This is a genomic window from Micromonospora sp. H61, assembly GCF_018070325.1.
GTDB classification, from domain to species: Bacteria; Actinomycetota; Actinomycetes; order Mycobacteriales; family Micromonosporaceae; genus Micromonospora; species Micromonospora salmantinae.
The window spans coordinates 37056-62210 of sequence record NZ_JAGPXY010000001.1 but is presented as its reverse complement, the minus strand read 5'-3'; the positions used below and the strand labels follow the sequence as shown (position 1 = coordinate 62210).

Below are 25155 nucleotides of genomic sequence, written 5' to 3'. Positions count from 1 at the left end.
GGGCTCGGCGTGTGGGTCATGGGACACCTGGTGGTCGGACGCCGGGTCGCTCTGGCGTGTCTCACCTGCTCCGGCCGTGGCGCAGCGGCCGATCCAAGGCGTTTGCCAGCGCGTTGTCAAGGCGGTGTGCCTCGCGCAACGTGGCGGCGGCGCGGGGGTCGCCCAGATCGCTGTAGATTTCGGCCAGGTCCACCACTGTGCACACGTGGGTGGTCGACCCACTGAGTCTGGTCTTGACGCAGTATTCCCGCAGAGATTCGAGGTAGTCGCGTGCCTCACGCAGATCACCGGCCGCGCGGCATGCCCGGGCGAGGTTCAACGTGATCTGCGTCCAGCCGTAATCGCCGCGTCGCACCAGCTTGTTCGCCTCATCTAGCAGCTCCCGAGCGGCAGCGGTAGGCGCACCGCTGGTAAACAGGTGTCCCGCGTGGTCGTTGAGAGCCTCGACCAGCAGCCCACGAATGTGGTCCGTCGAACATGTCCCGTACAACGTCCGTAGGATTCCGACCGCCTGCTCGTGAGCCCGGCCGGCGTCCGCAGCGCGTCCTGCCACGGCAAGGATGTTGGCATGCACTGTAAGGCTCTCGGCGTACGTCTCGCAGCCGGTGCCGTACGTCGCGGCGACGTGGTCCAGCGACTCCGTCGAGGTACGGACGGCATCTGCTATCCGGTTGGCGGCCCGGTGTGCCAGTGCCAGATTTCCCAAGCTGTCGCCAGTCAACTCGCGATCCTGCACGGCCAGGGCGATCGCGACGGCGCGCTCCGCGAGAACGGTCGCCGCGTCCGGGTCCTCGACACCCTCGCGCACATACACCGATGCACGGTCGAGTAGGTAGGCAACGTCACTCAACTGCACCTGGTGCCGCTCCGCCTCCCGGCATACGGCCAGCACATGGGGGTACCCGAACTCCCACTCCGTCCATGAGTCGCTGTGGTGGGTGTCGGGCCGCAGCGCATGGGTGAGGAAACGCAGCACGGCAGCGGTCCAGTGGGCATCCTGCTGAGGCGTCACCTGTTCTCTCACGTGGACGGCGATATTCGCCGGCACTGATACGCGATCGCCATCTGTGTCCAGCAGGCCCCGGGTCCGCAGCGCTGTGTACGCCTCTCGTAGCGCGGCTGGGGAAGCGCATGCGACCTCGGCGCGGCCGGGTAAACAGTCACCCGCCTCGCGCAGCAGCGAGTTCGGGAACGGGTTGCCCGGAGCCAGCCGGGCCAGCACCTGGAGTAGGTCACGGCCATCCGGTGCCGCGGTAGCGAGGCGCTCCCACTCGTATCCGAAGGTCGTGGCGTCCATTCGGGGTCCGTCGGGTAGATCCGTAGAGAGCGCGGTGCGTAGTTCGGCGGCGAGTTTCAGGACGCCCGGGAGGGAATCCTTGTCCCCCCGTGCGCCGCCAGCCCACATGAGGCTCTGCACGCGTTGACGTTGGGCAGTAGCCCTGTCTGTGGGTACGTCGTTCAGGATGAGGTGGGGATACGCGCCGTACAGCTCAACAGGTGTCAGGCCCTCGTCGATGTATCGGGCCCAACAGCGGATCGCCCGGTCCGCGGCTGCCTCGGCGACGGCGCGTTCGAGGTCGAGGAGGCAACCTCGGATGCGTCCGACGATCCAACTCGCGCGGTTCGGTGAGGACGGGCCGAGCCCCACGAACGCGGCGCTGTCGGCGACCTTGGCCAGCGCCGCGCGCTCGACCGATCGGGTGCAACCGCGGTTGACCTTGCGAATGACGTCTCGGACGGTCACCAGCCCGGTGGCCATGGTCCGCCACGCCGCCTCATCCGGCATCAGTGACTCCAAACGATCTTCATTCGATCGGTGTTGAATTCATTCTTTTGTGCTGGTCGGCTGCCGCCATGACCGAGACACCGCTGACCATCTTGTTCGTTTGCGACGAGTGGTCGCCTGCAAAAGGTGGCATCTCCGTGCTCAACCGAGCCCTGGCCGTCGCGTTCGCCGAGTGCGGCGACGCTGTGCTGTGCCTTGTCGCGCAGGCCACGGATGCCGAGCGCGCGGACGCCGCCCGACATGGCGTTCGGCTGTTCGTCGCCGACCGCACGCCTGCGGGTCCGGATCTCCACCTGCCAGTTGCTGAGGTCGTCGCACGGCAACCCGACGTCGTTGTAGGGCATGACCGCGTGACCGGGCATATCGGCTGGCTCTATGCCCGTAACTTCGGTGCCGCCGCGATGGTCCACATAGTGCACACCGCCCCTGCTGAGATCGAACCGTACAAGGGTAGCGGTGAGGCGTCTGCCCGGGTGGAGGCGCGCGAGGCATACACCGTTGATCTTGCGGGACAGTCTGACGTCGTCGTCGGCGTGGGGCCCCGTCTGGCCCGGTACGCCACACACCTCCTCGACGACGGCTACGGGGGTCGCCCTGTGCACCGCCTCGACCCAGGTCTCGACCCGGACCCCCTCGACCGGGCACGCCGGATTCCGGTACGCGCGAATGTGATGGTCCTCGGTCGTACCGGAGACATAGAACTCAAGGGCCTCGACATCGCGGCTGGCGCTGTCGCCAGCCTGCCGCACAGGCCCGACCGCCTGGCTCCGCTGCTGTACGTTCGCGGCGCCCCAGCCGAGCAGTGCGAGCAGGTGCGCGCCACGCTCGTCGGCCTTACCAACCTGGCCCGAGGCCGAGTCGACGTACGCCCGTTCTCGGAGGACGGTGTGGCGGTGCGCCGGGACCTTCGGCGTGCAGCGCTGTGCCTGATGCCTTCCCGGGCTGAAGGCTTCGGTCTGGCGGCGTGGGAGGCGCTCGCGGTGGGCACCCCGATCCTCGTCAGCGCGCAGAGCGGGCTGGCGGAGTTGCTGCGGGAACAACTGGGCGCCTCCGCTGACAGTTTGATCGTTGACATCACCGACGACCGTGACCGCGATATTCGGACGTGGTCAAAGGCGGTGCAGCGAGTATTGGACGACCTGCCCACCGCCTTCGCCGAGATCCACCGCCTGCGCGAGCGGCTGCTCCACCGCTTCTCCTGGTCAGCGACGGTCGCGACGCTCGGATCCGCGATCCGGGCGGCCAGGCTTCAGCGGAGATGAACGTGCGCTGTCTCCTCCTGTCGGATGCAACAGGAAACACGTTCCGGAAAGAGGTTCGGACGGTTGACGCTCATGGCAGTCGGCTGGTCCTCCTACCAGCCCAGAGTGCAGAGGAGAGTGCGCGATGTCAGAAACCAGGGTTGCCTTCCGCCGCCGTCTCGGGCGGATGACCGCGATCGTCGGTGCGGCCGGGGCACTCGTGGCGGCGACGAGTGTGCCGGCATCCGCCGCCGGTCCATACATCAGTTCGAACTCCGGAGGTGCCAACATCCGAAGCTGCGCCAACACCGGGTGCTCGTCCAACGGGTACTACGGCAACGGCACGTCCGTCACGATGGTCTGCTGGACCGATACCCAGTGGGTCTACCCGCCGAGTTCCAACTACGCGTCCAACCGCTGGTTCAGGGTGAGTGCCCCGACGGGCGGCTTCATCCACTCCTCGCTGGTCGCGGCCCAGGTGTCGACGCCCGTGTGCTGATCGTGGCGGTGGTCCGGCCGTCACCTCCCGCCGCCGGACCACCGCCGTACGAAGGTCGACCTTGATACAGTTACGATGTGTCCTGCCAAGGCGACGCTGCGCCATGATGGCCGCGCGCGACGAGGAATTCGAACCGCCTAACGACACCGTAGAACGGCTGGGAGAGTGCCTCCGCCGACGCCGTAAGGCCGCCGGGCTGTCTCTTTCCGGGCTCGCTCGAAAAGTCAACTACAGCCGCGGCTATCTCAGCAAGGTGGAGACAGGCCGCGCACCGGGCAACATCCAGTTGGCGGAGCGTTGCGACGAGGCGCTTGGGACCGGCGGCGCGTTGGCCAAGCTTGCGCGGACGCAGCCGCGTGACCCGCACCCGCCCGAACGGACGGAGCCACGCGATCCCGCGCGGGAGGCGCCGCTCGGGTTGCCTCGCCAGCGTCGCCGCGACGTCGCGACATCTCAGCACCGCACCGACGAGCCATTCGCCGAGGCTGAGCTGCCGGTTTCGTCGGGCACTGCCGTCGCGTTCATGCTCGCTCTCGACGAAGCGCACAATGCCCTGCGCGCCGTCGCCCGTGCCGACCTGCCGCCCTCGGCCCGACGTGACCCAGCCAATGACGTGCTCCATGACGCACGGGTGTACGCGCTCCGTGAGCGGCTCCTCGTGCTGGGCACCGTGCCGTTGGTGAGCGCGGCCGAAGCGGCGTTCCTGCGGCTCATCGCGGTTCGGGACGCGATCCGGACCGGGGCGCGTTTAGAGGAGGCGGCCTACCATCAGGTCTACCACCCGTTCGCCGAGGCGCTGTGGACCTTCCGGATGGCTTTGCGGGCCGACCTGGGGCAGTCGCCGTTGACCCCGGATGCGATCGGCCGGCGAGACTGGTCGGACCGTGAACGGTGCCGCGACTGTGAGCAGCAGGGATTTCCCTCCGCGTAAGACCCGGTGGTGACGGCATTGGGCGACGCGCAGAGAGGCCAGTAAGGCGGGTCTCTGTGTCGTCTGGATACACGGTAATCCGGCCACGATTCCGGCAACACCCTCCGCCGGTGTTTCCTGACCCCAGTCATACCGGAGACAGGAACACATGGTGGGCCGGACATCGTCGGCGGAGACTGAAGACGTGGAATGGATACCATTCGTCGGTGCGATCTGCGGAGCCGCTATTGCCCTCGCCAGTGCGGTGAGCGTCGAGGTACAGCACAACCGTGCCGAACGTCGACGCGGCCGTGAGGGGGAGCGCATCGGCTATTACCTGGACTTTGCCGTGGCGCTCGACACAGCCCACAGCGCGCTCCGGGAGATCGCCCAAAGCGGCGAGGACCCGTCACACGGTCTCCGTTCCGCCAGCCGCGTTGTCCACGAGTCGAACGTGTTTACCGCGCGAGAACGTCTACTCGTCGCCGGTACCAAAGAGATCGTCAAAGCCGGGGAGATGGCCTACCAGGGGTTGATCGGGGTGCGGAACGCGATCCGATCCGGCGTGACGCTCTCGTCGGGGGAGTACCACCGCGCATACCACGAGTTCGCCGAGGCGATCTGGCAGTTCCGGATGGCGGTGCGCACAGAGTTCGACCAGGCCCGGTTGGAGCCGGCCGACCTGAAGCGACGAAGCTGGTCCGAACGGGAAGATTGTCGTGGGTGTCTTGAGTTGGCAGGACGATGATCTGGCGGCCACGAATTGACTGTGGCCTCGGCATCGCGACGCTTCGATGAACAAACCAGGCGGGCTGCGCAAGGCACCGGGTTCTAGACACTCGGGTCCGCCGGATCCCGAAGACTCAGCGGACTTACCACGAGTGCTGGCCCTTGACCGCGCCGGCAGCAGCGGAAACCGCCACCACCGGCGCGGCCCGACGTCAGAGCCGGGAGGTGAAGGTGGCCAGGAAGCGGTGCGGGGTGACGACGCCGGCGTTGTCGAAGCAGATGACGTCGACGTCGGCGTTTGTGGTGTACGGCCAGGGTTGGGTGAGGTGGCAGTAGTTGCTACCGGTGCCCTGCGCCACCACCTGGGCGTGCGTCTCCTTGAGGCCGACCTGCGGGAAGGTCGCCAGGTAGCGGCCGGCGGGCGCCAGCGGTGCCACAGTGTTCGCGCCGACGCCGAGCACCGAGTTGTCGTTGGTCGGCCCGCCGACGGCGGTACCCAGGTAGCCGAAGTACGAGGGCGGGCCGAGGGAGCCGATCACCGGCCGCCGACGGTGGTACGAGAGGACGAAGTCGGTGTTGATGAACGCGCCTGCCTGGTCGTAGCAGAAGACGTACACCTGCACGCCGGTGCCGACCGCACTCCAGGAGTAGACCTTGCAGCGGCGAGGGCCGGCGTTCGGCTGCACGGCGGTGACCTGCACGTTGCCGGCGAGCAGACCGGCCAACCCCACCCCGGGCAGCCGCACCAGGTACTGCCCGACGCCCAGCGGCCCGACAGTGTTCACGACGCCGGTGGAGTTGTACGACTGCGCCACCAGCCCGCTGCTCCACTGCACGTACGCGTGGGCAGTAGCGGCGGGCAGCACACCCGAGCTGGTCGTCCAGAGCACTGTGAACGGGGTGTCGTCGCGCGTACCGCCCGGCTTGTGGCACTGCACGTCGACGATCTCGTCGGCGCCGGACTGGAACCAGCGGACCACCTCGCAGTAGTGACCGGTCCGGTTCACCGGGGTCACGTGCGGCACACCCCGTGAGCTGGCACCGATCTGCGGGAAGCGGACCTGGAAACGGCCGGGCGCGAGCTTGATGCCGTCGGCCCAGGCGGCCGGGAACGCGGTCTTCCAGCTACCCCACTGCCGGCTGGTGTCCAGCACCGTCCAGGCCGGCACGGTCGGGTCCTTGACGTACGCGAAGCCCCAGCGGTCGGCGGTGGCCGCCGCTGCCGGCGCCGGCGGCGCGAGTGCGCCGACGGCCAGGACGGCGGCCAGTGCCGTGGTGACTAACGATCGGAGACGCATCTGTTCCTCCAGTCGACGGGAACATGTCGGAGAGGAGTGTGCGCGTAGTGATCTGATGGTCACAGTCGGCTACATCGCGCTCTGGTGTCGGCTGTCCGCTACTCGTAACCGAACTTCTGAGCAGTGCGAGTCCATGGGGGGCCTCGGGCCTGCTGCCGTCGAAAGGTGTGCGGTCCACCGGCATTCTTCGGGTATCGACTCGACGACCCGCGCGGCGTGGTACCAATACCCGGATAGGCGAAGCCGGCAGGAATGGGCGGCCCATGTCGACAAGGGCAGCAGCGCTGCTTCGAAAACCCGGGCAACCGCAGCGGCCGAGCCTTCTGGAACTCTTCTTCGACCTGGTCTTCATCTTTGCCCTCAATCGGGTCTCACAGCGGCTGGTCGAGGAGCTTACCGAGCAGCGCGTCGTCCTCATCGACGTCGGCGAGACGCTGCTGTTGCTGCTGGCCTTCATGGTGCTGTGGTTCGTCACGGCGTGGGTCACCGACCTCTACGATCCGCAGCGGCCGCAACTTCAGGTGCTGGTCTACACGGCCATGCTCGGCGCGCTGGTGATGGCGGTCGCGGTGCCGCACGCGTTCGGTGACAGAAGTCTGGCCTTCGCTGGCGCGTACGTCGCCGTCCACATCATCCGTGGGCTGATCATCGTCCCGATGTTGCGCGGCCACGAGGCTCAGCGCCGAGCGGCCGGGGTGTTCTTCTGGTTCACGCTGTCGGCAGTGCCGTGGATCGCCGGCGCGATCGTGACGGACCTGGCCCGCAGCCTGTTGTGGACGCTCGCGATCGCCATCGACGGCGCGGCACTGCTGCTGTTCTATCCCGCGCCGTGGTCCCGCCCCACCCAACGGCAGTGGCCCGTCCTGGCCGAATACCTGTCCGAGCGCTACCGACAATTCTTCATCATCGCTCTCGGTGAACTGATTTTGACGACCGGCTCGGCCTACAGCGACACGTCGTTCCGGCACGGCGGAGCCGCAGCAGCCTTCGCGGTTTCATTCATCACCACTGTGCTGCTGTTTCGCGTCTACGTCTTCAGGTCGGGTCAGTTGTTGCCCGAAGCCATCAGAGCCGCCGCGCGGCCCGCGCACCTCATTCGGGAGGCTTTTCTCGCGCACGTACTCATGGTGGCCGGGATCGTCGCCGTTGCCGTCGGATACGAGATCGTGATCGAACATCCGTTCGGGCACACCAACGCGGCGTGGATCCTCGTTGTCCTCGGCGGACCGATGCTCTTCCTGATCGGGCGAGCCTTGTTGGAACATGCCGTGTTCGCCCGGGTGTCCCGCTCTCGGATCGTCGGCGCTCTGACGCTTGCCGGCGCGTCGCCGCTCATGATCTTTTTGCCGCCGCTGGCCGTGGCCGTCACCGCCGTCATCGTCCTCGCCGGCATCGCCGCTTCCGACGCCGTCCACGCCAAGGGGAAACCGCCCGAACGACCGCACCCGGCCAACTCCAGGCAGTGAGCGTAGAAACTTCCACCGACCCGCACACGTCCGGCGGTCGTACGGAGGCCGCCGGCACCGCTGAGCGCGAACCCGAACACCGCGTCGCCCACCGCGATGCCGGTGACGCCGGCGCCGACCGCGAGCACGTCACCGGCGGCCTCCAATCCCATCACCTACGGGAGGGGCAGATTGCCGTTGAGCGCCCGGACGAGTCCGGACCGGAGCATGTGGTCGATGCGCGCCACCCCGGCGGCCCGAACCTGGATGTCAGAGGCAAGGGTGTGTAGCCCGGCTGACAATGACTGGACCGGTCTGGTCTCGCGCGCCCTAGCTTCGAGGAAGCACTGTGATGGCCGCGATGGCGCTGTTGACGACGGTGGCAGTCACGGTGCGGGTCACGGCTGCCGACGCGGCGTCGGCACCCCAGTTGCCTCGCTCGAGTTCCTTGGCCCGGCTGATCACCGATGACGTCCACGGGATCTCGCGGTCGAACTGCGGGAGCGTTCCGCTCGCCGAGAGCAGCGCCGCGAGCGCGGCGACACGGGCCTGCGGCTCCGCGCCGTCCACGAGAACCTGCCGAACGTCGGCGAGTAGGCGGGACCGTCGTTCGGTCCTGCCCTCCCGCAGGGCCGTCGTCCGGAACAGGCCGAGCACCTTACGGGGCTCCTGGTCGATGTCGCCTCGTGCGATGAGCCGCTCCAGCACCGGCTGACGCAGGGCGGGACCGATAGCGGCCAGGGCCGTCTGCACCCCCCTCGGTTTCTCGGCGAGGTAGTCCCACGCCGGGCGTAGGAGGCCATCCGACGGTGGGTGACCCGCCACGCTCCTGAGCCGCCCCCGGTCCGCCGCGGTCAGATGGTCGCCGAGGGCGAGGTCCGCGAGAACGGCTCCGCCGAGGACGTAGAAAAGGGTGTTCTCTCCCGCGATGGTCCCGGACCTGGGTTGGAACAGGAGCAGCAGGAGGTCTTCCACCAGGGTCGGCGCGTCCGACAGGGGTTCGGTGGTCATCGGCGGGGCTCCCAGCGGAAGAGTCGGGTGGCCAGAGCGACGGCGACGACGACCCAGCCGAGCGTGGGCGCGAGCAGGAGCAGGGAGTCGGTCACGGCGACGCCGCCGTTCCAGGCGTTCATTGTCAGTTCGGTGGCGGCGCCGCCGGGCAGCAGCCGCTTGAGCCAGGCGAGGTTCTCGGTGCCGGTGATGCCCACCCAGCTGGCCATGGCGATCACCCCGAGAGTAACGGGCAGGGTGGTGACCTGGGCGTGTTCGGGGGAGTTCGTCAGCCCGGCCGTGGCCAGCGCCAGGCCGATCATCATGGCCACTGTCGCGAGGACCGCCACCACCAGCAGGGCGATGTTCGCCGGTCCGCCGGCGACCACGGCCAGGGCGGTCAGGATCGCGCTCACCTGCACCCCGGCGAGGACGACCACGGGCAGCAGCAGGCCGGCGAGGATGCCGGCGTCGCCTTCGGCGGTGGAGCGCAGCCGCTTGAGGAAGAGATTCTGTCGCCGCGACGCCAGGGTGGTGACGGCGGTGGCGTAGAGCCCGAACGCAGCCACTGTGAACGTGACGATCGCGGCGATGTAGCCGAGGCTCCCGATGGCGGCGTAGGTCTCGTGCTGACGGACGAAGAACACACAGACCGCGACCGGGATGATGAGGCTGGTGATCAGCACCAGCCGGTTGCGGAAGATCTGGATCAGCTCGCTGGACGCGATGGACAACACGGTGAGGCTCCTCGCGGAAGATCGAATCAACTGTTGATGGCGCGGAAGACGTCGTCGAGCCGGGTCGGCCCTGCCGCCAGGTCCTGCAGCTCCACGGCGTGGTCCTGCGCCCAGCCGAGCAGGAGGTGCAGGTCCTTCTGCAGCTCGAAGGTCTCGACCACGACCTTCCCGTCCGCGTCGACGGCGGCCCGCACCGGCAGCGCCGGCGCCGGCACCGGAAGGGAGAAGCGGATGACCGCGGGCAGGGTGCGGGTCAGCTCGGAGACGGTGCCTTCCCGGTGGAAGGCGCCCTCGTGCATCAGCCCGATCCGGTCCGCGCGCTGTTGTGCCTCCTCCAGGTAGTGCGTGGTGAGCACGATGGTCGCCCCGTTCTCCCGGAGCCGGTCAACAGTCGCCCAGACGGCGTCGCGGGACTGGATGTCGAGGCCGGTGGTCGGCTCGTCCAGGAAGATCAGCTCCGGGGTGCCGTAGACCGCGGTGGCGAAGTCCAGGCGCCGTTTCTCTCCGCCGGACAGCTGCGACACCTTGCGGCCGGATCGGCCGGTGAGGTCGACCAGGTCGAGCACCCGGTCGACGTCGTCGGTGCGTCGGGTGAGCCGACCGACCAGACCGACGGACTCACGAACGGTGAGGTCCGGGGAGAATCCGCTCTCCTGGAGCATGACACCCATTCGGGGACGTACCGCTCGCCGGTCGTCGGGGCTGCGCCCGAAGACGCGAACGGTGCCCGAGGTTGGCCTCCGGTGTCCCTCGACAACCTCCAGGGTCGAGGTCTTGCCGGCTCCGTTGGTGCCCAGCAGGGCGTAGAGCTCTCCGGGTCGTACCTCGAAGGAGAGGTCCTTGACGGCGTGGAAGTCGCCGTAGGTGAGGTTCAGCCGGTCGACTTCGATGACGGGTGTGGTGGACATGCACCAATGACAGCGCGGACCCGGCCGACCCGTCAGTGGCACCACGTCATCACCGCATGTGACGTGGTGTCACTGGTCGTGGCCCCTGGCTGCCGGATACTGAGGTGGTGACCGGGAGATCGCCGCGCTTCACCGAGTCGACGCAGGGAAGGCTGCGCCGGCTCAACCTGGCCACGTCACTGCCGCCGGTGGTGTTCGCCGCGGTGGTCCTGCTCTGGACCGACGCGCGTACCTGGTGGCACATCGTCGTCCTGGCGCCGGGGGCCGTGGCGGCAGTGGTGGCCTTCGAACGGTGGACGGCGAACGACCTCGCCCGGGTCGCGCTGCCCTGCCTGGTCGTGGCGGCAGCGGTCTGGCCCCTCGGGGTCCTGGTGACCGGCAGCCCCAACGCCTACTGGGGTGTCTGCGCCGTAGGTTCGCTTGCCCTGCGCGAGGTGCGACGGCATCGGGCTCTGACGATGGCCGGGCTGTTCACCTACGTCGCCGCCGTCGGCGCGGCGCGGCTGCTGGTGCAGCGGGACGACATCGGTGGAGTGCTGGTCACCTACGTTCTCATCCCGACCGTTCTCACCGTCGTCGTGACGGTCTTCACGGTGGTGGGCGAGCGGTTCTACGACCTCATCCGGGAGCTCGAACAAACTCGGGAACGCGAGGCGGAGCTGGCGGTGGTCCGGGAGCGCGTACGGTTCGCCAGCGACCTGCACGACATCCAGGGCCACACCCTGCACGTGGTCAAGCTGAAGATCGCCCTGGCCCAGCGACTGCTGCTCCGCGACACCGCTCGGGCGGAGAAGGAGCTGCGGGAGACGTACACGTTGGTCAGCGACACCATCGCGCAGACCAAGGAACTGGCCTACGCGCAACGGCGGCTCAACCTCACCGCCGAGATCGAAAACGCGAAGAACCTGTTCGAGGCCGCCGGCATCCGGGTCCGGGTCACCCGGGAGGCCGAGGTCGATGCCCGCGCCAGCGAACTGCTCGGGCAGGTGCTGCGGGAGACGACCACCAACATCCTGCGGCACGCGCAGGCCACCCAGGTGCAGATCACGCTCGCCGCGTCGGGCATCACCATCGTCAACGACGGCGTGACCGCCAGCACGACGCCCGAGCTCAGGGGGCTGGCGACACTGAGGCAACGGGTGGCGGGCGACGGGGGTGAGCTGACCGTCGAACAGAAGGACGGGCGGTTCCTGACCGCCGCTGTCTTCCCACCCGCTCGGGCCGACGTGGCCCCGACGGTCACCGGGAAGGACGACTGATGACCACCATCGTGCTCGCCGACGACGAGGCGCTGCTGCGCACGGCCCTGGCCGCGCTGCTGCCGATGGAGGGCGACATCATCGTTCTCGCCGAGGCGCAGGACGGTCGGTCGGCGATCGATGCCACCCTGCGGCACCGGCCCGACGTGCTGGTCATCGACCTGGAGATGCCGGGCGTGGACGGCCTGGGCGCGGTCGCCGAGATCCGCCGTGAGCGGCCGGAGCAGGTGATCCTCATGCTGACCCGGCACGCCCGCCCCGGAGTGCTGCGCAAGGCGCTGAAGCTCGGCGTCCAGGGCTTCGTCAGCAAGTCCGCCGAGCCAGCCCACATCACCTCGGTCATCGCCACCCTGCACTCGGGGAAACGCTGGATCGATCCGGACGTGTCAGTGCTCGCCGTCACCGAGGACTCCCCCCTCACCGACCGTGAAGCCGACGTCCTGCGGGTCACCGGCGAGGGCTACTCGGTCGCCGACATCGCCGCTCGGCTCCACCTCGCTCCGGGCACCGTCCGCAACTACCTCTCCAACGCGATGCGCAAGACCCAGACCCGGACCCGCCACGAAGCGGCCCGCTACGCCCGCGAACACGACTGGCTGTAGACGGCCAAAGCGGCGATCGCGGCACCGGTTGCCTTCCACGTCGCCATGGTGGTGCTGGTCTGGCTGCACGAGCGGCGAGCCCGGTTGTCAAACGCGGGACGTCGTGTGCGGCATCGGCCATCTACGGTGGACGTACGCCCCCAGCGGGGAATGCCGAACGTTCGCTGCGGGACGAACGTGCGGACCGCGGGAGAGCCGTCTCCCAAAGACGGTCCTGACGTCACAACGGCATGCAGTACCAGAGCCTCCGATGTCCACAGCAAACATGGGTGAATATCACTGGATCAGTCGTATGACTCCGTCGCCGTCTGGCGGACCGCCGGCGAGCGCCATGCACTCGATGGCCGCCACCGGCGAACGGAGAATCATGCCGAGAGTGGCACCCCGGTAGCAGCATGTATCGCTCCCGCACCTCGCTCTCCTGAGGGAGTGAAACCGGCCCAGGGAGGGAGGCGCCAGGGTGTTGGCTTGGCGAGAGTGCTGGTATGCCCGCTTTCAGAAGTCGTCGCTGGGCGTACGGCGCCTTGGCTTGGTTGATCTTCTTTGTGGTGTCCCACGTGATCCTGGTGTTCTTCCCCGGGCCTGATCCAACCGGTGATGGACCGTGGGGCATGAGGGCCTACGTGATCTTCAACGTGGTGCTCATCTCGATGTCGACCATCGGAGCAGCCGTCGTTCTGGCCACAGTCCGCCCGCCGGCTCGACGTCGTCCCCGGTGGCTACTTCTGACGCCACTGTTGTTCGGCAGCATCCTGCTCGTCATCCGGGGTGCTCCAGGAATGGTCGAAAATCTTCTGATGGTCAGCGGTATCCGTCGCGGAGGTTTCGTGGGGGTGGCGGACATCTCCACGGGCGAGTTCTGGACCGGCATCGGAATCAACACCTACTTCTTCGCAGGAGCAGTGCTGCTGGTTGGGACGACCGTTTCCTACGGCCGACGATCAGGGAACCCGTCTCGGTGAGGCGTAGCCACGTCCGAGCGTTGGGGGAGCGGATGGCCGGCGGCGTCGACGGTTTCACCGCCGCTTGTGGACCGCGGCGGCGATCTCCTGCCGCAGCAGAGTCGCCTCGTCGTCGCGGTCACAGAGCAGCAGCACAGCGAACTCTGGCTGGCCGAACGGGCTCGCCCAGTGATGAACGGCCTGCGCCAGGATCTGGAACAGCGTGTGCCGATCCGCGGCACTACTCGAGAGCACCCGAGTCGGGTTCTCGACGAGGATGAGATACCCGTCCGCAGGCAACCAGTGCAGATCACGGAGACAATCGGACAACGCGTCCCAGTTCCAACCGAAGTAGCCGGGAAAGAGCAGCGCGTCGGAGAACTCGTAGAAGGTGTGGTCCGCGTCCGTCATCCTCTCTCCGTCGAGCCGGGCGACGACGAACCGGCCCGCTGCTGGTAACACCGCCGCCAACTCGACCTGCGCACTACGCGAACAGACCACGATCTGATCGGTGGCGCCGTTCCACCAGATGCCCATCACACGATGACCAGGTTGGCCATGTCGACGACCGGCCGGTAGCCGAGGGCGGCGTAGATCTTGTTCGACGTCGGGTTGGCCTGGTCGGTGAACAGGCAGACCCGCGCGCCCTCGGCCCGGATTTGGCGGGAAATCTCGGCTACCGCGTTGCTGGCCCAACCGCGCCCCCGCTGGGCCGGCGGTGTGTACACCGGGCCCAACCGGGCCACCCCGAACGACTGTGGGTTGGCGCCGGTGAGGTGCACCGGCTCCCCGGCCTCGTCGACCCAGAACCACAGCCGTCCGGCTCCGATCCGACGCAGCACCTCCGCGTGGTCGGGCGCTTCGTGCGCACTCGTACCGCGCGGGCGGCCCGCCTGTTCGTCGGCGTCGCCCATGAACGCGGCTAGCCACTGCGTGACAAGTACCGCGTCGTCCTCGGTCGCGGTCACCAAGCGGCCCGGCACCGGAGGCGGCCACGTCAGCTCGCCGAGCTCGTGCAGCCGTGTGTGCTGGTTGACCCGGACTTCACCCCCGCCGAGCCGGGCCAGCGCGGAGGCGCACACCTCAGCGGCAGGCAGCGCCCCGTTGACCGCGAGGACCTCCTCTCCGCGCTCGTGCAGGGCGTGGGCCAGCGCAACGGCCGCCTCATCGGGCATGGGCAGCAGGAACGGCGGATAGGGGGCATACGGCGCCGAGCGCATCCCGGCACCGACCACGGTGCCGGAGTCGTCGCTGACCACCAACCACCAGTTGTGGTCGGGCTGCGGGATCCCCTCGGCCCGCTGCGACAACAGCCGGTGCGCGATGGTGGTCACGACAGTGCTGACGACCGGATCGGCACCCAGGTAGTCACCCGCAGCGGCCAGGAACTCGCCCGGATCGGTGTGAAACCGCAGCCGCAGTCCGGTCCTCGGGACAGTGCTCATCCGCGTACGCTAGCCACCGCCTACCAGATCGACACCGGAATTTTGTACGCCCGAGGACCTGCAAGCGCTGAGCCAACCGTGCGGCGGGCCCACGCTTGGTCTCGGCCGGGTGGGGTACACCGCCGCGAGTGGCGCGAGGGCTGGGTTAACCCGGTTTGGCCACCGAAGGTGCTTCGGAGGGGCCGATGTCGGGTGCATCAGCGCGGTCAGGTGGGCCCGGGATGTCCGATGAGGTGGTGGAGCTGCGGGTCCACGGGGCCGCCAGCGCAAGCGCCGCCCAGGTGTTGAACGTGGCGCAGGTCGAGCAGGTCGCGGGCGACCGCAGTGGGGGCTTCTACCGACCCCACCGCCCGTGTTCCTGCGGCAGCGGCGAACGGGTGACGGAGGCGTACCGCTGGGGTGACCTGCCCGCCGGAAGCGTGGTCCGAACGCTGACGCTGGTGTTCCTCCTGCCGTTCATGCTGGCCAACCTGGCGATCTGGATGCGGCCGGCGAGCCCCGGCTCCGACGCGACGGTCAGATCCCTGTGCCGGTTGCTGGCGCTCACTCTCACCGCGCTGTATGTGCTTGCCTTCGTCGGCGTCACGTTGGACCTGATCGGGTGGAAGTGCATGGGCTCGTCAGACTGCCTGGCCGGGCGCACCTGGTTGTCCTGGTTGGGTGGGCAACCGGTGGGCCTGCGCCTCGCGGTACTCGCTGTTGTCCCGGCCGGCGCCATCGGCCTGCTCTGGCGGGCCAGCACCCGGCCGGGAAAGATGTTCGACGCGTTCCGCGCTCCGGCGGACGAGGTCGCCGAACATCGACTCAGCGGGATCGGTCAGTGGGACGCGGGGCCGCTGGTGGGTCGGCTGCGCTCGATTCACGTCGCGGCGGCGTTCGCGACACTGGACGTCGCTCTAATCGCCGCCCGAGCCGCGAACGGCGCCTCGGCCAGCACGATCGCGTTGGCTGTGGCCACCGGGACGGTGCTGGCCAGCTGCGTGGTCCTGCTCTGCCTGCCCCCGCTGCTCGACCGGGCCGCCTCGGACCGGCGACTGGACCGAATCACCCGCACGGTGCGGACGGTGGCCGTGGTCCTGACCATCGTGGTGACGGTAAACGTCCTCGCCAGCCCGGCACCGTGGCATGAGGGGGAAGGCCTACCCGGCTACGGCGCAATTCTCACCTCGCTGTTCGTTGCCCAGACGACCCTGTTGACCGCCCTCGGCGGTGTGCTGCTCTGGCGCCGGGTTCGGCGGCGGGACGCCAGCCCGCTGCTCGGGCTGGGCGCGCTGGTGATGGCGGCCAGCGCGGTCAGTCTGGCGGTGGCAGTGTCCGCCGAGTTCGTCTACCGGGTGGCGGATTTCCTGGATCGCGACGCGCCGACCGGGGAGGGCCTGGCCTCCGGTCTGCCGCCGGCGTTCACCTGGGCGATCTTCGGCTTTCTCCGGACAGTGCTGTTCACGCTGGTGGTAGCGGTTCCGGTCATCCTCATCTCTCGACGCCGTCGACTTCGTGCCGCGGCGGCGATCGTCGCCTGCGACTACCCGGACCGCCCGCCCGCAGCCGCGACCCGACTGCGGCAGGTGCAGAAGGCGATAGCCAGGGCCCGCTTCACGGAAAGACTGATTCCGTTGGCGGTGGTCTACGCCTGCCTGGCCGGGATCGGCACGGCCACCACCACGCTCGGTCTGCTGGAGTTGCTGCCGAGCGAGTCTGTGCAGCGGTACGCACGGGTGCCCGCCGACCTGATCACCTTCTCCATCGCGTTCGGGAGCTGGGGGATCGCCGCGATCATCCTCGGCCTGACCATCGGCGGCATCTTCGCCTACCGGACGGCCGAATTCAGGCGCCACGTCGGTGTCCTGTGGGACCTGGGCACCTTCTGGCCACGGGCCGCCCACCCGTTCGCGCCACCCTGCTACGCCGAACGAGCGGTGCCGGAGTTGACCAGACGAATCACGTATCTGGTCGGACGCGGCAACCTCGTCCTGCTCACCGCACACAGCCACGGTGCGGTCCTGGCCGCCGCGACAGTGCTCCAGTTGCCGCCCCAGGTCAGCAGTCGAGTCGCTCTGCTCACCCACGGGTCGCCACTGAGCCGACTCTACGCGCGACTGTTTCCCGCCTTCGTCGACGACGAGGTGCTGCACGAGATCGGCGCTCGCGTCGACTGGCGGTGGGTGAACCTGTGGCGCGACACCGACTCGATCGGCGGCTGGATATTCGCCGCCCACCGGACAGCCGTTCCGGCAACCGTCGGCCAGACGGCGGCAACGGTGGACCGCCGGCTACGGGATCCCGCCGACGTGGTGCCGTTACCCGGCGACAGCGTCCCGCCGCCAATCCAGGGACACCGGCCCCGCGGATCGGAGCAGCGGTACGCCGAGGCGGCCCGCGAGTTGATTGAGCGCCTTCGCCAGCCGATGGACTCAGTGCCGCTTCCGGGCGACCCGCCGACCGGGCACTGACGGATCCGCGGCGGTGACGCGGGCGCGCCCGAAGTACATGAGCTCCCAGATCGCGTCCTCGGCGAACGCCTCGACCACCTGCCCGCCCTTGTGGTGCTCGATCGTGAGCAGGCCGGCGAAGCGGAGGTAGGCGCCGTCGAACCGGATCAACCGGGCCGCTGCCCGCTTGAGCCAGGGCAGGTCCTTGGTGAGGGGATTGCGGACCAGGTCGCGCTCGCGGTCGAAGGTCACCACGTACGTGTCGTCATCGTCCACGTAGGTGTAGCGGACGATGTCCGCCACCGGCTTGCCGGTCTTCGCGTCGGTGTAGACCCCGTCCCGCTCGAACGTCATCTTCGCTGGATCGTCGCCGATGATCCGGCCGTCGCGGGCCAGCATGAAGATGGGGATCTCGGCGGAGCCGTACTTCTCGGCGCCGGTGATGAACGACGCGATGACCGTGTACGGTCCGGCCTGCCCCCGTCCCCAGTACCAGTCATTGATGATTTTCGGCAGCCCGACGTTGCCCCAGTTGTGGTCGTGGTAGCCGACGCCGGTCGTCTCATGCCGCACCCCGTCGATCGTGTACGAGCCCCGCACGGCTCCTTGGGGCACCGAGGGCAGCCAATTGAACTCGAGGTCGCGCTCCGGGCCGAACAGCATGTGCCCGGTGGCCGGACGCCAGGCCGGGACCTCGGACGTCAGTGTGAAGTCGACCCTCAGCCCTCCGGCGGTCGCCTGGATCCGGTACTCGCGCAGGCTCTCGCCCTGAAAGCGGTTGCCCGGCCCCATCCGGACGTCAGTACGCCCGCTCGCCGCCGACCAGTCCGCCGCGGGGATCGCGATCGTGTTGTTCGACGTCGTCCCGTCAGGCAGTTCCAGGTTGACCCGAAGCTGCGGTGACAGCGGGCTACCCGCCGCGCCGAGGTCCTTGTTCATGAACACCACGACAACCTTCGCGCCGTCGTCCAGGTGGGCGTCGAAGTACCACCACTCGTACGACCCGGCGCGATTGTCGGTGCGGGCGCCGTCCTCCCATTCGCGTACGGCATCGCGCTCTAGGCCGAAGCGGGCATAGTCGTCACTGAGCGCGGCCAGTTCGGGGTGATCGGACATGACTCTTCGTCTCCGTTGCTTCTGCAAGATCAAGATGTGCGGACGGCTCACAGGGTGACGAATCCCTGCCGCCAGGACGGATAGGCCGGGCTCCAGCCAAGGTGCGTGCGGGCATGGTGGTTGCTCGCTCCCCGCGCCCAGCCATGCCGCTCGCCCCCGGTCACCGCTGGTGCTGGCACAGTGGCCGCCGCGCAGAAAGCGGGCACCCACTGCGAGGCGGCGGCTGGCTCGTCGTCGCAGACGTTGACGACGCCGACGGGCCACTCCAGAGCCGCTACCGCGGCGGCCACGGCGTCGTCGATGTGCAGCAGGCTACTCACGTCCGCGTCGGCGGGGACCTTGCCGGCGGCGGCGAACTGGGCCATCAGACCGTCGCGGGCGTACCAGGTGCCCGGGCCGTAGAGGGTGCCGTACCTCAGCACGACCCACTCGGGCGCTTCCTGGACGGCGGATTCGAGCGCGGCGGCACCAGCCACACTGGTCTGGCGTGGCTCTGGGGCGCCGAGGTCGAGCGGGGTCTCCTCGGTCGCGGGCTCGGCGCCCGGCTCGTACGCCCAGGCGATGCTCTGTGCCACGATCCGGCGTACCCCGGCGGCGAGCGCCGCGTCGACCAGGTTGCGGGTCCCGGTCCGGCGCAGCCGCGAATTGGCGGCGAAGTCGCCAGTGCTCAGGCTGGTGAGCTGGTGCATCACCACGTCGGGCCGGGCGTCGCGGACGGCGGCCGCGACCGCGTCCCGGTCGAGCACGTCGACGGCGACCGGGCCGTTGCGGGCCAACCCGATGACCTCATGCCCCTGGGCGGTCAGGATCGGCTCGAGCCGGCGGCCGATGACGCCGGTCGAACCGGCGAGAACGATACGCATGACGTGCCTCTCTCAGTTCGGCCGGGGTGAGCGGCGGTCCTTACGCTGTTCGAGCTCGTCGGGGCTCACCAGCACCAGCATTTCCTGGCCGGGCGCGCACACCATCACGACCAGGAATTTGGTCACCCGATCGGACAGGTTGTTGGCCGACCGGTAGTGGATGACATCGCCGCCTGGCTCCCAGAACGCCTCACCGGCCTTGATCACCCGTTCGGGCTCGCCCTCCAGCTCGAAGAGCATTTCGCCCTCGAGCAGGTAGCCGAAGACCGGGCCGGAGTGCCGGTGTGGCGGCGTGCCCGGGTCGCCCGGTGGCAGTTCGATCGTCGCTGTCATCACGTGGGAGCCGTCCGGCAACTCCGGTGGCATGGCCGTGCCCAGCAGCACGATCTCGTTGTTTCCGATCTTCATGGTCTGCATGAGTCGAACGTATCCTCGACCGGACCAGCAGGATGGACCAGTTGGTGACCGGTCTGATGGACCAGTTGGCAGAGCCCGGACAGTGCCTCCTGCCAGGCGTGAGCCGGCGGCGCCGCGTATCCGAGGACCAGGGCTGCTGCCTGCCGCTCATCCACGGGATCGTGCCAGTAGCCGTTGCTGTGCAGGCCGATCAGGTGCAGCCCCTCGCGGCGTCCGGCCTGGATCAGCCAGCGCTCCTGCGCCACTGAGGCCAGCGGTAGCAGCGCGTGGACGCCGGCGGCGATGCCCTCCAGCGCAGTGGTGGTCACCTCGGCCAGGCGGCCGGCCAGCTCCGTCCGGCGACGCCGGTAGGTCAGGCGCATGCGGCGGATGTGTCGGTCGTAGTCGCCGTGCGTGAGCAGGTCGGCCATGGTGAGCTGGTCGATCGCGGAGACTGCGGCGCCGGCCTCCATGATCGTCGTCGTCAGGTCACGACGCAGTCGTTCGGGGACGACGAACCAACCCAGGCGGACGCCCGGCGCCAGCGACTTGCTCGTGCTGCCGGCGTACACGATCCGCTCTGGTGCCAGCGCCTGCATGGCGCCCACCGGCCGCTGGTCGTAGCGGAACTCGCCGTCGTAGTCGTCCTCGATCAGGAACGCGTCGTGCTTCCGTGCCCACGCGATGAGCCGGTAGCGGTGCCGTGGGGCGAGCACTACCCCGGTCGGATGCTGGTGCGCCGGGGTGAGTAGCGCGGCCTGACCCGCCGCGTCATCCGGGTCGGCCCCGCCGGGACCGACGGTGAGCGGGGTGACTGTCAGACCCGCGGCACGCAGCACCATGCGGTGATGGGCCAGACCGGGGTTCTCGGTGGCGATGGCACGGACGCCGCGCCGGTGCAGCGTCCGCGCGAGAAGGGAGAGGCCCTGGGTGAAGCCCGCCGTGATCACCACCGCATCCGGCTCGCAGAGCACTCCACGAGTGCGCGCGAGATAGCCGGCCACCGCCGCCCGGAGTGCGGGTAGCCCGGTCGGTTCGGAGTAGTCCAGCGTGCCGCGTGAAGCCGTCGTCAGCGCCCGGCGGACGCTGTCCGCCCAGGCCGTTCGGGGGAAGGACGCGAGGTCGGGAATCCCCGGCCGCAACTCGATCAATGGCCCGGCCGGGGGCGACGGCCGCGGTCGCCCGCGCGAGCCGGGCGGATCATGAGCTACGTCCGCGACCCGGGTGCCCGAGCCGGGTGCCGCCAGCAGCCACCCTTCCGCCACCAACTGCGCGTACGCCTGCACCACGGTGCCCCGGGCCAAGCCCAGGTCGGCGGCCAGGCTCCGGCTCCCGGGTAGGCGCGACCCGGCCCGCAGCCGGCCGGTCCGAATGCTCTCCCGTAACGCGCTCTCCAGCGAGCGACCCGGGAAACCCGCACTCCGATCGAACTCCAGATGCAGGTCAAGCGACTTCGTCACTCAGCAACGATCCCATTCGTGAGAGCACCGCCGGCAGGTTAGGCGACGACTCAGGCGCCAGAGCATCGACCCCGACGTACGTGCCGTCGACGAACCACGCGTCGCCAGGCGTCGGTGCCGACGGTCACCGCTGGAACTGGGCTAGTTTCTGCGGGTTGAGGATGATCAACACTCGTTCGATCCCGGCGGGTGAGGCGTCGATGGTGACCAGAGCGACAGTTGTCCCGGGCCGCGAGACGAGGATCGCGGCCTGGCCGTTGGATTCGACGATCTCCGGTGAGAGGTCGCGGCCGAACTTCCGGATCAGTCCCAGGAGGTAACGCGCGACGTTGTCACGTCCGACGACGGGTAGCTGGGCGGCCCGGACGGTGCCGCCGCCGTCGGCGTAGGAGATGGCTGTTTCGGCGAGCAGTTCCTCGAGCTGGGTCAGCTCACCGGAGCGGGCTGCGGCGAGAAAGGCATGCAGCAGGCGGTCGCGGTCGGCGTGGCCGACCGGTTCGCGCCGCTGCCGGGCCAGGTGCGTGCGGGCGCGGTGGCCGAGCTGTCGTGCGTATGCCTCAGTGACGTCGAGTACCTCGCCGATCCGCCGGAATGGGTAGTCGAACGCCTCCCGCAGCACGTACACCGCTCGCTCGGCCGGGGTGAGCCGTTCCAACAGGAGTAGCACGGCGAGTTCGAGCGACTCGTTGCGTTCGGCCCGGAGTGTCGGGTCGGCGGAGGTGTCGACGGGCTCGGGTAGCCACGGTCCGGGATACAACTCGCGGCGGGCGCGAGCCGACGTCGCGGCGTTCAGAGCGAGCCGAGAAGTCGTCGTGACCAGGAACCCGATCGGGTCCCGTACCTGGCTGCGTTCGGTCTGCTGCCACCGGAGCCAGGATTCCTGCACGATGTCCTCCGCCTCGGCGACGCTGCCGAGCATCCGGTAGGCGATGCCGAAGAGCCGCGGACGGACCGCGTCGAACACCGCTAACGCGTCGACCATTGCCCCGTCTTTTCCTCGCCCTACCATGGCCGCCGCCTCGTCGCTTCTATCCCTGAATGTGCAGGCGAATTTGAACTGCCGCCGACATCGCTGCTGTCTGTTGAGCACCAACCACACAGGTACCCCTGTCGGGCCGTACTACAGCACCCGAGCGGCGTTATGGCCAGCGGCTTGGGTCGGCGGCGATTCGAGCAGACCGATACAGATCTGCACGAGCGTGCCGACGAGCCAGGTAAAGGGACTGTTGATGCCATCCTGTTTGTCGTCCGGCATGGTGTACCAGATGGTGTACGTCGCTTGTACCGCGTGTTCAGCGACGTCAACTGAACCGAGCAGGTGGTACGCGAGGTTCTTGAGGAGGCGTCGTTCGGCGACGACGACGCAGAACGCGCTGGGTAGCGCGTTCAGCCGAGGTGGCCGGAGGGGTTCGGGAACCATCGGTTCTCCCAGTGGTTGACGCAGCAGGTTCAGTGGGCGGCCCGAGCCGAGGCGAGACCGCGCCGAGCCGCCGAACGGTCGCGTAGCGCCGTCAGCAAGATGATCACCAGGCCGATGAGCGCCACGGTCGCGTTTGCGGTGGTGAGGAGGATCGCCTCACCCACGGTCGCCCCCTGCATGTTCGTGAGGTGATAGAAGAAATGGGGTAGCGCGAAGACCGAATAGGCAGCCGCGGCAGGGATGACGAAGTGGGCGGTGGGTTTGACCGCCGCGATGCCCAGCAGCAGGGCGATCGCTAGTGATGCCGTACCGAAGTCCCGCGCGTAGTGCTCGCTGAACGGCGGCGTGAGATCCACGGTCGGGAAGTTCGCGTAGAAGCTGGCCGGCCAGATCGCGTTCCAGGCTCCGACCACGAAATTGTCGAGAAACAAGATCGCCAGTGCGATGCGGATGATGGCGGTCATGATCGTCGCTCCTTGCGCTGTGCCGGTGGTGGGTGAGTGTCACCAGGTACGGACCGAGCAGGTCTCCGATTCGTGACACACCGCCCCGGCCGTGACCTCTGCTGTCACGAATCGGAGGGCCGCTCGGTCCTGTTCGCAGACGCCGCGGTCGTTCGCGGCGGAGGGGAGAACGCCATGAAGAGAAGCGTTGCGGCGCGCGTGACCGACAGGTCGGACACCGGTCGGGCGCCTCGCATTCGTCGTAGCGTCAGATTGATCGTCACGGTCGCGCTTGCTACCGGGTTCCCGCTGGCGGTCACACCCGCGCCCGCGTTCGCGCACGGCGCGACGCATTCGATCACGCCGACCGCCGGTGCCGCGCTCGCGAAGGCCCCGCAACGGGTCGAGGTGGTGTTCGCCGCCGAGATCACGTCCGACAGCAGTGTCACAGTGACGGACCACACGGGGACGGATTGGGCAGTCGGCCGGTCGGCTGTCCACGCAGCGACGCTGCGCCATCAGGTGAGAGCGGATATGCCTGACGGCTGGTACGAGATCAGTTGGCGGGCGACCTTCACCGACGGACACCCGGTAGCCGGCACGGCGGAGTTCACTGTGGGAGCGGAAGCCGCGGCGGCCGCCGCAGCGAATCCGTTTCGGGCCCGCCTCACGCGCGGCGGAGTCGTCGCGTTGTACGCCGCCTCGGGTGGAGCAGTACTGGCCCTCCTACTCGCGATCATGACGCTCTCACGCGGTGTCTACGCCGCCAGCAAGCGCACCGATACAGGCGAGGGTTCCACCCTTTAGGGCTATTTGCGCAGTCTGTGTCCTGGACGAGAAGTCTCGGAGAGGTAGAACCAACAGTGACATCACAGCGACTTATCTTCCTTTCACCCCGGCCCCCGGTCCGGGCTACGCGCCACAGCGGCGTTACGGCGAACGCAGATCGGGAGGTAGCTCAGTGCGTATCGCGGTAGCTGGCGGGACCGGCGGCGTCGGACGTCTCGTCGTCCACGCCGTGCGGGCTGCCGGACACGAGCCGGTCATCCTCGCCCGCTCCACGGGCGTCGACCTGATCCGCGGTTCCGGGCTGGTCGAGGCGCTGACCGGCGTGCCGGTCGTGATCGACGTCAGCAACGTGTCGACGATCAACCGGAAGAAGTCGGAGCGCTTCTTCGGCACGGCGACAACGAACCTGCTCGCCGCAGGCCAGCGCGTCGGGGTGCGGCACCACGTCGCGCTGTCGGTCGTCGGCGCCGACCGGGTGAATTGGGGTTACTACGCGGGCAAACGACGCCAGGAGAGGCTGGTCCTGGACGGTGCGGTACCGGCGACGTTGCTCCGCTCGACGCAGTTCTACGAGTTGGCCGCGCAGATGCTCGCCACCATTCCCGGCCCGATCGCAGTGGTGCCCCAGATGCTCATGCAGCCGATCGCGTCCCATGAAGTCGCCAACTGTCTCGTCGACCTCGCACTGGCAGACCCGGCCGGACGGGCGCCCGACATCGCCGGCCCGCAACAGTTGCGCATGTCTGACATGGCCCGCCGCCTGCTGCGTACCCGCGGGAGTCACCGCCTTGTCCTGCCCGTCCGCCTTCCGGGAGCGACCGGGCGAGCCATGGCCGAAAACGGCCTGCTGCCCACCGGCCCCGGTCCGAGGGGCAAACAGACCTTCGACCAGTGGCTGGCCAGCCCGGCAGCGCAGCACGACGCCGGGCGGACCCGATGAACGAAGGCCGGTCACCCACCCCCGCCGCACCGCCGGCAACGTCAACAGACGGGCGCGACACCGCGCTGACCGCGTTGATCCGGATCGCCCTGGCCGTCCTCTTCCTCGACGAACTCGTTGTCGGGTTCTGGAACCAGGTCTTCCCCGAAAGCTTCTACAACAACTTCCCGACCGTCAGCCTCACCCCGCCGTTCAGCGAGCACTACGCGCGAGACTTCGGCGGAGCTACCCTCGGCCTCGCTGTCGTCCTCGGCATAGCGCTCGTCGCACCTCGGGCGGTCTTCACCATCCCCGCCGCGGCGGCATTCTCCACCTTCGCCATACCCCACTTCTTCTTCCACCTGACCCATCTGCACCACGCCACCCTTGGCGAGAAGGTGTTCCTCACAACCGCCAATGCCGTCGTCGCCCTGCTCGGCCTTCTCGTCATCGCCCTGACGCTCGTCCGAGACGCCAGGCGTCGCCGCACTCCGGCCACGTGATGCGGGCGGACCCGGCGCGACGCCGGG

At 68.5% G+C, this 25155-nt stretch carries 26 protein-coding genes; 12 read left to right on the top strand and 14 right to left on the bottom strand.

Going from position 1 to position 25155, the window contains the following annotated elements:
• Nucleotides 1-61: 61 nt before the first annotated feature.
• Nucleotides 62-1786: a hypothetical protein gene (locus tag KBX08_RS00305; protein ID WP_210780479.1), complete on the bottom strand. Its 1725-nt coding sequence runs from the start codon at nucleotides 1784-1786 to the stop codon at nucleotides 62-64.
• Between the two features lie 68 nt (nucleotides 1787-1854).
• On the opposite strand from KBX08_RS00305, the gene KBX08_RS00300 reads away from it, so the two are divergent.
• From KBX08_RS00300 to KBX08_RS00285, 4 genes are all read left to right on the top strand, one after another.
• The gene (locus KBX08_RS00300) at nucleotides 1855-3048 is read left to right on the top strand and encodes a glycosyltransferase family 4 protein (protein ID WP_210780478.1); all 1194 of its coding nucleotides are present in this window, start codon (nucleotides 1855-1857) and stop codon (nucleotides 3046-3048) included.
• Between the two features lie 124 nt (nucleotides 3049-3172).
• On the top strand, nucleotides 3173-3526 hold the full coding sequence (locus KBX08_RS00295; RefSeq protein WP_210780477.1) for a hypothetical protein: 354 nt from the start codon (nucleotides 3173-3175) through the stop codon (nucleotides 3524-3526).
• A gap of 106 nt (nucleotides 3527-3632) precedes the next feature.
• Nucleotides 3633-4457 carry a helix-turn-helix transcriptional regulator gene (locus KBX08_RS00290; protein WP_210780476.1) on the top strand — a complete coding sequence of 275 codons (825 nt, stop codon included), beginning with the start codon at nucleotides 3633-3635 and terminating at the stop codon, nucleotides 4455-4457.
• Between the two features lie 184 nt (nucleotides 4458-4641).
• On the top strand, nucleotides 4642-5184 hold the full coding sequence (locus KBX08_RS00285; protein ID WP_210780475.1) for a hypothetical protein: 543 nt from the start codon (nucleotides 4642-4644) through the stop codon (nucleotides 5182-5184).
• A 193-nt stretch (nucleotides 5185-5377) separates the two neighbouring features.
• Here the strand turns inward: KBX08_RS00285 and KBX08_RS00280 are convergent, their stop codons facing one another.
• A complete protein-coding gene (locus KBX08_RS00280; protein ID WP_210780474.1) occupies nucleotides 5378-6463 on the bottom strand; it encodes a hypothetical protein in 1086 nt (361 codons plus the stop codon).
• A gap of 263 nt (nucleotides 6464-6726) precedes the next feature.
• On the opposite strand from KBX08_RS00280, the gene KBX08_RS00275 reads away from it, so the two are divergent.
• Nucleotides 6727-7929, top strand: a complete 1203-nt coding sequence (locus tag KBX08_RS00275; protein WP_210780473.1) for a low temperature requirement protein A — start codon at nucleotides 6727-6729, stop codon at nucleotides 7927-7929.
• 309 nt (nucleotides 7930-8238) lie between these two features.
• Here the strand turns inward: KBX08_RS00275 and KBX08_RS00270 are convergent, their stop codons facing one another.
• Genes KBX08_RS00270 through KBX08_RS00260 form a run of 3 tightly spaced genes read right to left on the bottom strand, consistent with a single transcriptional unit; the run spans nucleotide 8239 to nucleotide 10543 of the window.
• Nucleotides 8239-8919 (bottom strand): GPP34 family phosphoprotein, encoded by a 681-nt coding sequence (locus KBX08_RS00270; RefSeq protein ID WP_210780472.1) that lies wholly within the window; start codon nucleotides 8917-8919, stop codon nucleotides 8239-8241.
• Nucleotides 8916-9635 (bottom strand): ABC transporter permease, encoded by a 720-nt coding sequence (locus KBX08_RS00265; RefSeq protein WP_210780471.1) that lies wholly within the window; start codon nucleotides 9633-9635, stop codon nucleotides 8916-8918. Before KBX08_RS00265 ends, KBX08_RS00270 begins: the two co-directional genes overlap by 4 nt.
• A gap of 26 nt (nucleotides 9636-9661) precedes the next feature.
• On the bottom strand, nucleotides 9662-10543 hold the full coding sequence (locus KBX08_RS00260; protein ID WP_210780470.1) for an ABC transporter ATP-binding protein: 882 nt from the start codon (nucleotides 10541-10543) through the stop codon (nucleotides 9662-9664).
• A 107-nt stretch (nucleotides 10544-10650) separates the two neighbouring features.
• Between KBX08_RS00260 and KBX08_RS00255 the strand changes: the two genes are divergently transcribed.
• The 3 genes from KBX08_RS00255 to KBX08_RS00245 all read left to right on the top strand — a co-directional run bounded on the left by KBX08_RS00255 (nucleotide 10651) and on the right by KBX08_RS00245 (nucleotide 13366).
• Nucleotides 10651-11802 carry a sensor histidine kinase gene (locus KBX08_RS00255; protein ID WP_210780469.1) on the top strand — a complete coding sequence of 384 codons (1152 nt, stop codon included), beginning with the start codon at nucleotides 10651-10653 and terminating at the stop codon, nucleotides 11800-11802.
• Complete coding sequence (locus tag KBX08_RS00250) at nucleotides 11802-12404, top strand: DNA-binding response regulator (protein ID WP_210780468.1); 603 nt, start codon at nucleotides 11802-11804, stop codon at nucleotides 12402-12404. Before KBX08_RS00255 ends, KBX08_RS00250 begins: the two co-directional genes overlap by 1 nt.
• Before the next feature lie 611 nt (nucleotides 12405-13015).
• A complete protein-coding gene (locus KBX08_RS00245; protein ID WP_210780467.1) occupies nucleotides 13016-13366 on the top strand; it encodes a hypothetical protein in 351 nt (116 codons plus the stop codon).
• 54 nt (nucleotides 13367-13420) lie between these two features.
• Here the strand turns inward: KBX08_RS00245 and KBX08_RS00240 are convergent, their stop codons facing one another.
• Both KBX08_RS00240 and KBX08_RS00235 read right to left on the bottom strand, forming a co-directional pair.
• Nucleotides 13421-13882, bottom strand: coding sequence for a barstar family protein (locus tag KBX08_RS00240; RefSeq protein WP_210780466.1), 462 nt, complete (start codon nucleotides 13880-13882; stop codon nucleotides 13421-13423).
• Entirely contained in the window at nucleotides 13882-14790 is a 909-nt protein-coding gene (locus KBX08_RS00235) for a GNAT family N-acetyltransferase (RefSeq protein ID WP_210780465.1), read from the bottom strand. Before KBX08_RS00235 ends, KBX08_RS00240 begins: the two co-directional genes overlap by 1 nt.
• 221 nt (nucleotides 14791-15011) lie before the next feature.
• Between KBX08_RS00235 and KBX08_RS00230 the strand changes: the two genes are divergently transcribed.
• Nucleotides 15012-17240, top strand: a complete 2229-nt coding sequence (locus KBX08_RS00230; RefSeq protein WP_210780464.1) for a hypothetical protein — start codon at nucleotides 15012-15014, stop codon at nucleotides 17238-17240.
• Here the strand turns inward: KBX08_RS00230 and KBX08_RS00225 are convergent.
• The 7 genes from KBX08_RS00225 to KBX08_RS00195 form a co-directional block, all read right to left on the bottom strand.
• Nucleotides 17202-18335 carry a lipocalin-like domain-containing protein gene (locus tag KBX08_RS00225; protein ID WP_210780463.1) on the bottom strand — a complete coding sequence of 378 codons (1134 nt, stop codon included), beginning with the start codon at nucleotides 18333-18335 and terminating at the stop codon, nucleotides 17202-17204. The genes KBX08_RS00230 and KBX08_RS00225 overlap by 39 nt on opposite strands.
• A 47-nt stretch (nucleotides 18336-18382) precedes the next feature.
• Nucleotides 18383-19198 carry an NAD(P)-dependent oxidoreductase gene (locus KBX08_RS00220; RefSeq protein ID WP_210780462.1) on the bottom strand — a complete coding sequence of 272 codons (816 nt, stop codon included), beginning with the start codon at nucleotides 19196-19198 and terminating at the stop codon, nucleotides 18383-18385.
• 12 nt (nucleotides 19199-19210) lie between these two features.
• The gene (locus KBX08_RS00215) at nucleotides 19211-19615 is read right to left on the bottom strand and encodes a cupin domain-containing protein (protein ID WP_210780461.1); all 405 of its coding nucleotides are present in this window, start codon (nucleotides 19613-19615) and stop codon (nucleotides 19211-19213) included.
• Entirely contained in the window at nucleotides 19603-21054 is a 1452-nt protein-coding gene (locus KBX08_RS00210; protein ID WP_210780460.1) for a PLP-dependent aminotransferase family protein, read from the bottom strand. The genes KBX08_RS00215 and KBX08_RS00210 overlap by 13 nt, the downstream gene beginning before the upstream one ends.
• A 124-nt stretch (nucleotides 21055-21178) precedes the next feature.
• Nucleotides 21179-22036: an RNA polymerase sigma factor SigJ gene (gene sigJ, locus KBX08_RS00205; RefSeq protein WP_247668655.1), complete on the bottom strand. Its 858-nt coding sequence runs from the start codon at nucleotides 22034-22036 to the stop codon at nucleotides 21179-21181.
• A gap of 138 nt (nucleotides 22037-22174) precedes the next feature.
• Nucleotides 22175-22474 (bottom strand): sigma factor, encoded by a 300-nt coding sequence (locus KBX08_RS00200; RefSeq protein WP_210780458.1) that lies wholly within the window; start codon nucleotides 22472-22474, stop codon nucleotides 22175-22177.
• Between the two features lie 29 nt (nucleotides 22475-22503).
• Nucleotides 22504-22938, bottom strand: coding sequence for a hypothetical protein (locus KBX08_RS00195; RefSeq protein ID WP_210780457.1), 435 nt, complete (start codon nucleotides 22936-22938; stop codon nucleotides 22504-22506).
• A 174-nt stretch (nucleotides 22939-23112) separates the two neighbouring features.
• Between KBX08_RS00195 and KBX08_RS00190 the strand changes: the two genes are divergently transcribed.
• From KBX08_RS00190 to KBX08_RS00180, 3 genes are all read left to right on the top strand, one after another.
• Nucleotides 23113-23724 carry a copper resistance protein CopC gene (locus tag KBX08_RS00190; RefSeq protein ID WP_210780456.1) on the top strand — a complete coding sequence of 204 codons (612 nt, stop codon included), beginning with the start codon at nucleotides 23113-23115 and terminating at the stop codon, nucleotides 23722-23724.
• Between the two features lie 154 nt (nucleotides 23725-23878).
• Nucleotides 23879-24646, top strand: coding sequence for an SDR family oxidoreductase (locus tag KBX08_RS00185; protein ID WP_210780455.1), 768 nt, complete (start codon nucleotides 23879-23881; stop codon nucleotides 24644-24646).
• A complete protein-coding gene (locus KBX08_RS00180) occupies nucleotides 24643-25128 on the top strand; it encodes a hypothetical protein (RefSeq protein WP_210780454.1) in 486 nt (161 codons plus the stop codon). The genes KBX08_RS00185 and KBX08_RS00180 overlap by 4 nt, the downstream gene beginning before the upstream one ends.
• The last annotated feature ends 27 nt before the right edge of the window (nucleotides 25129-25155 follow it).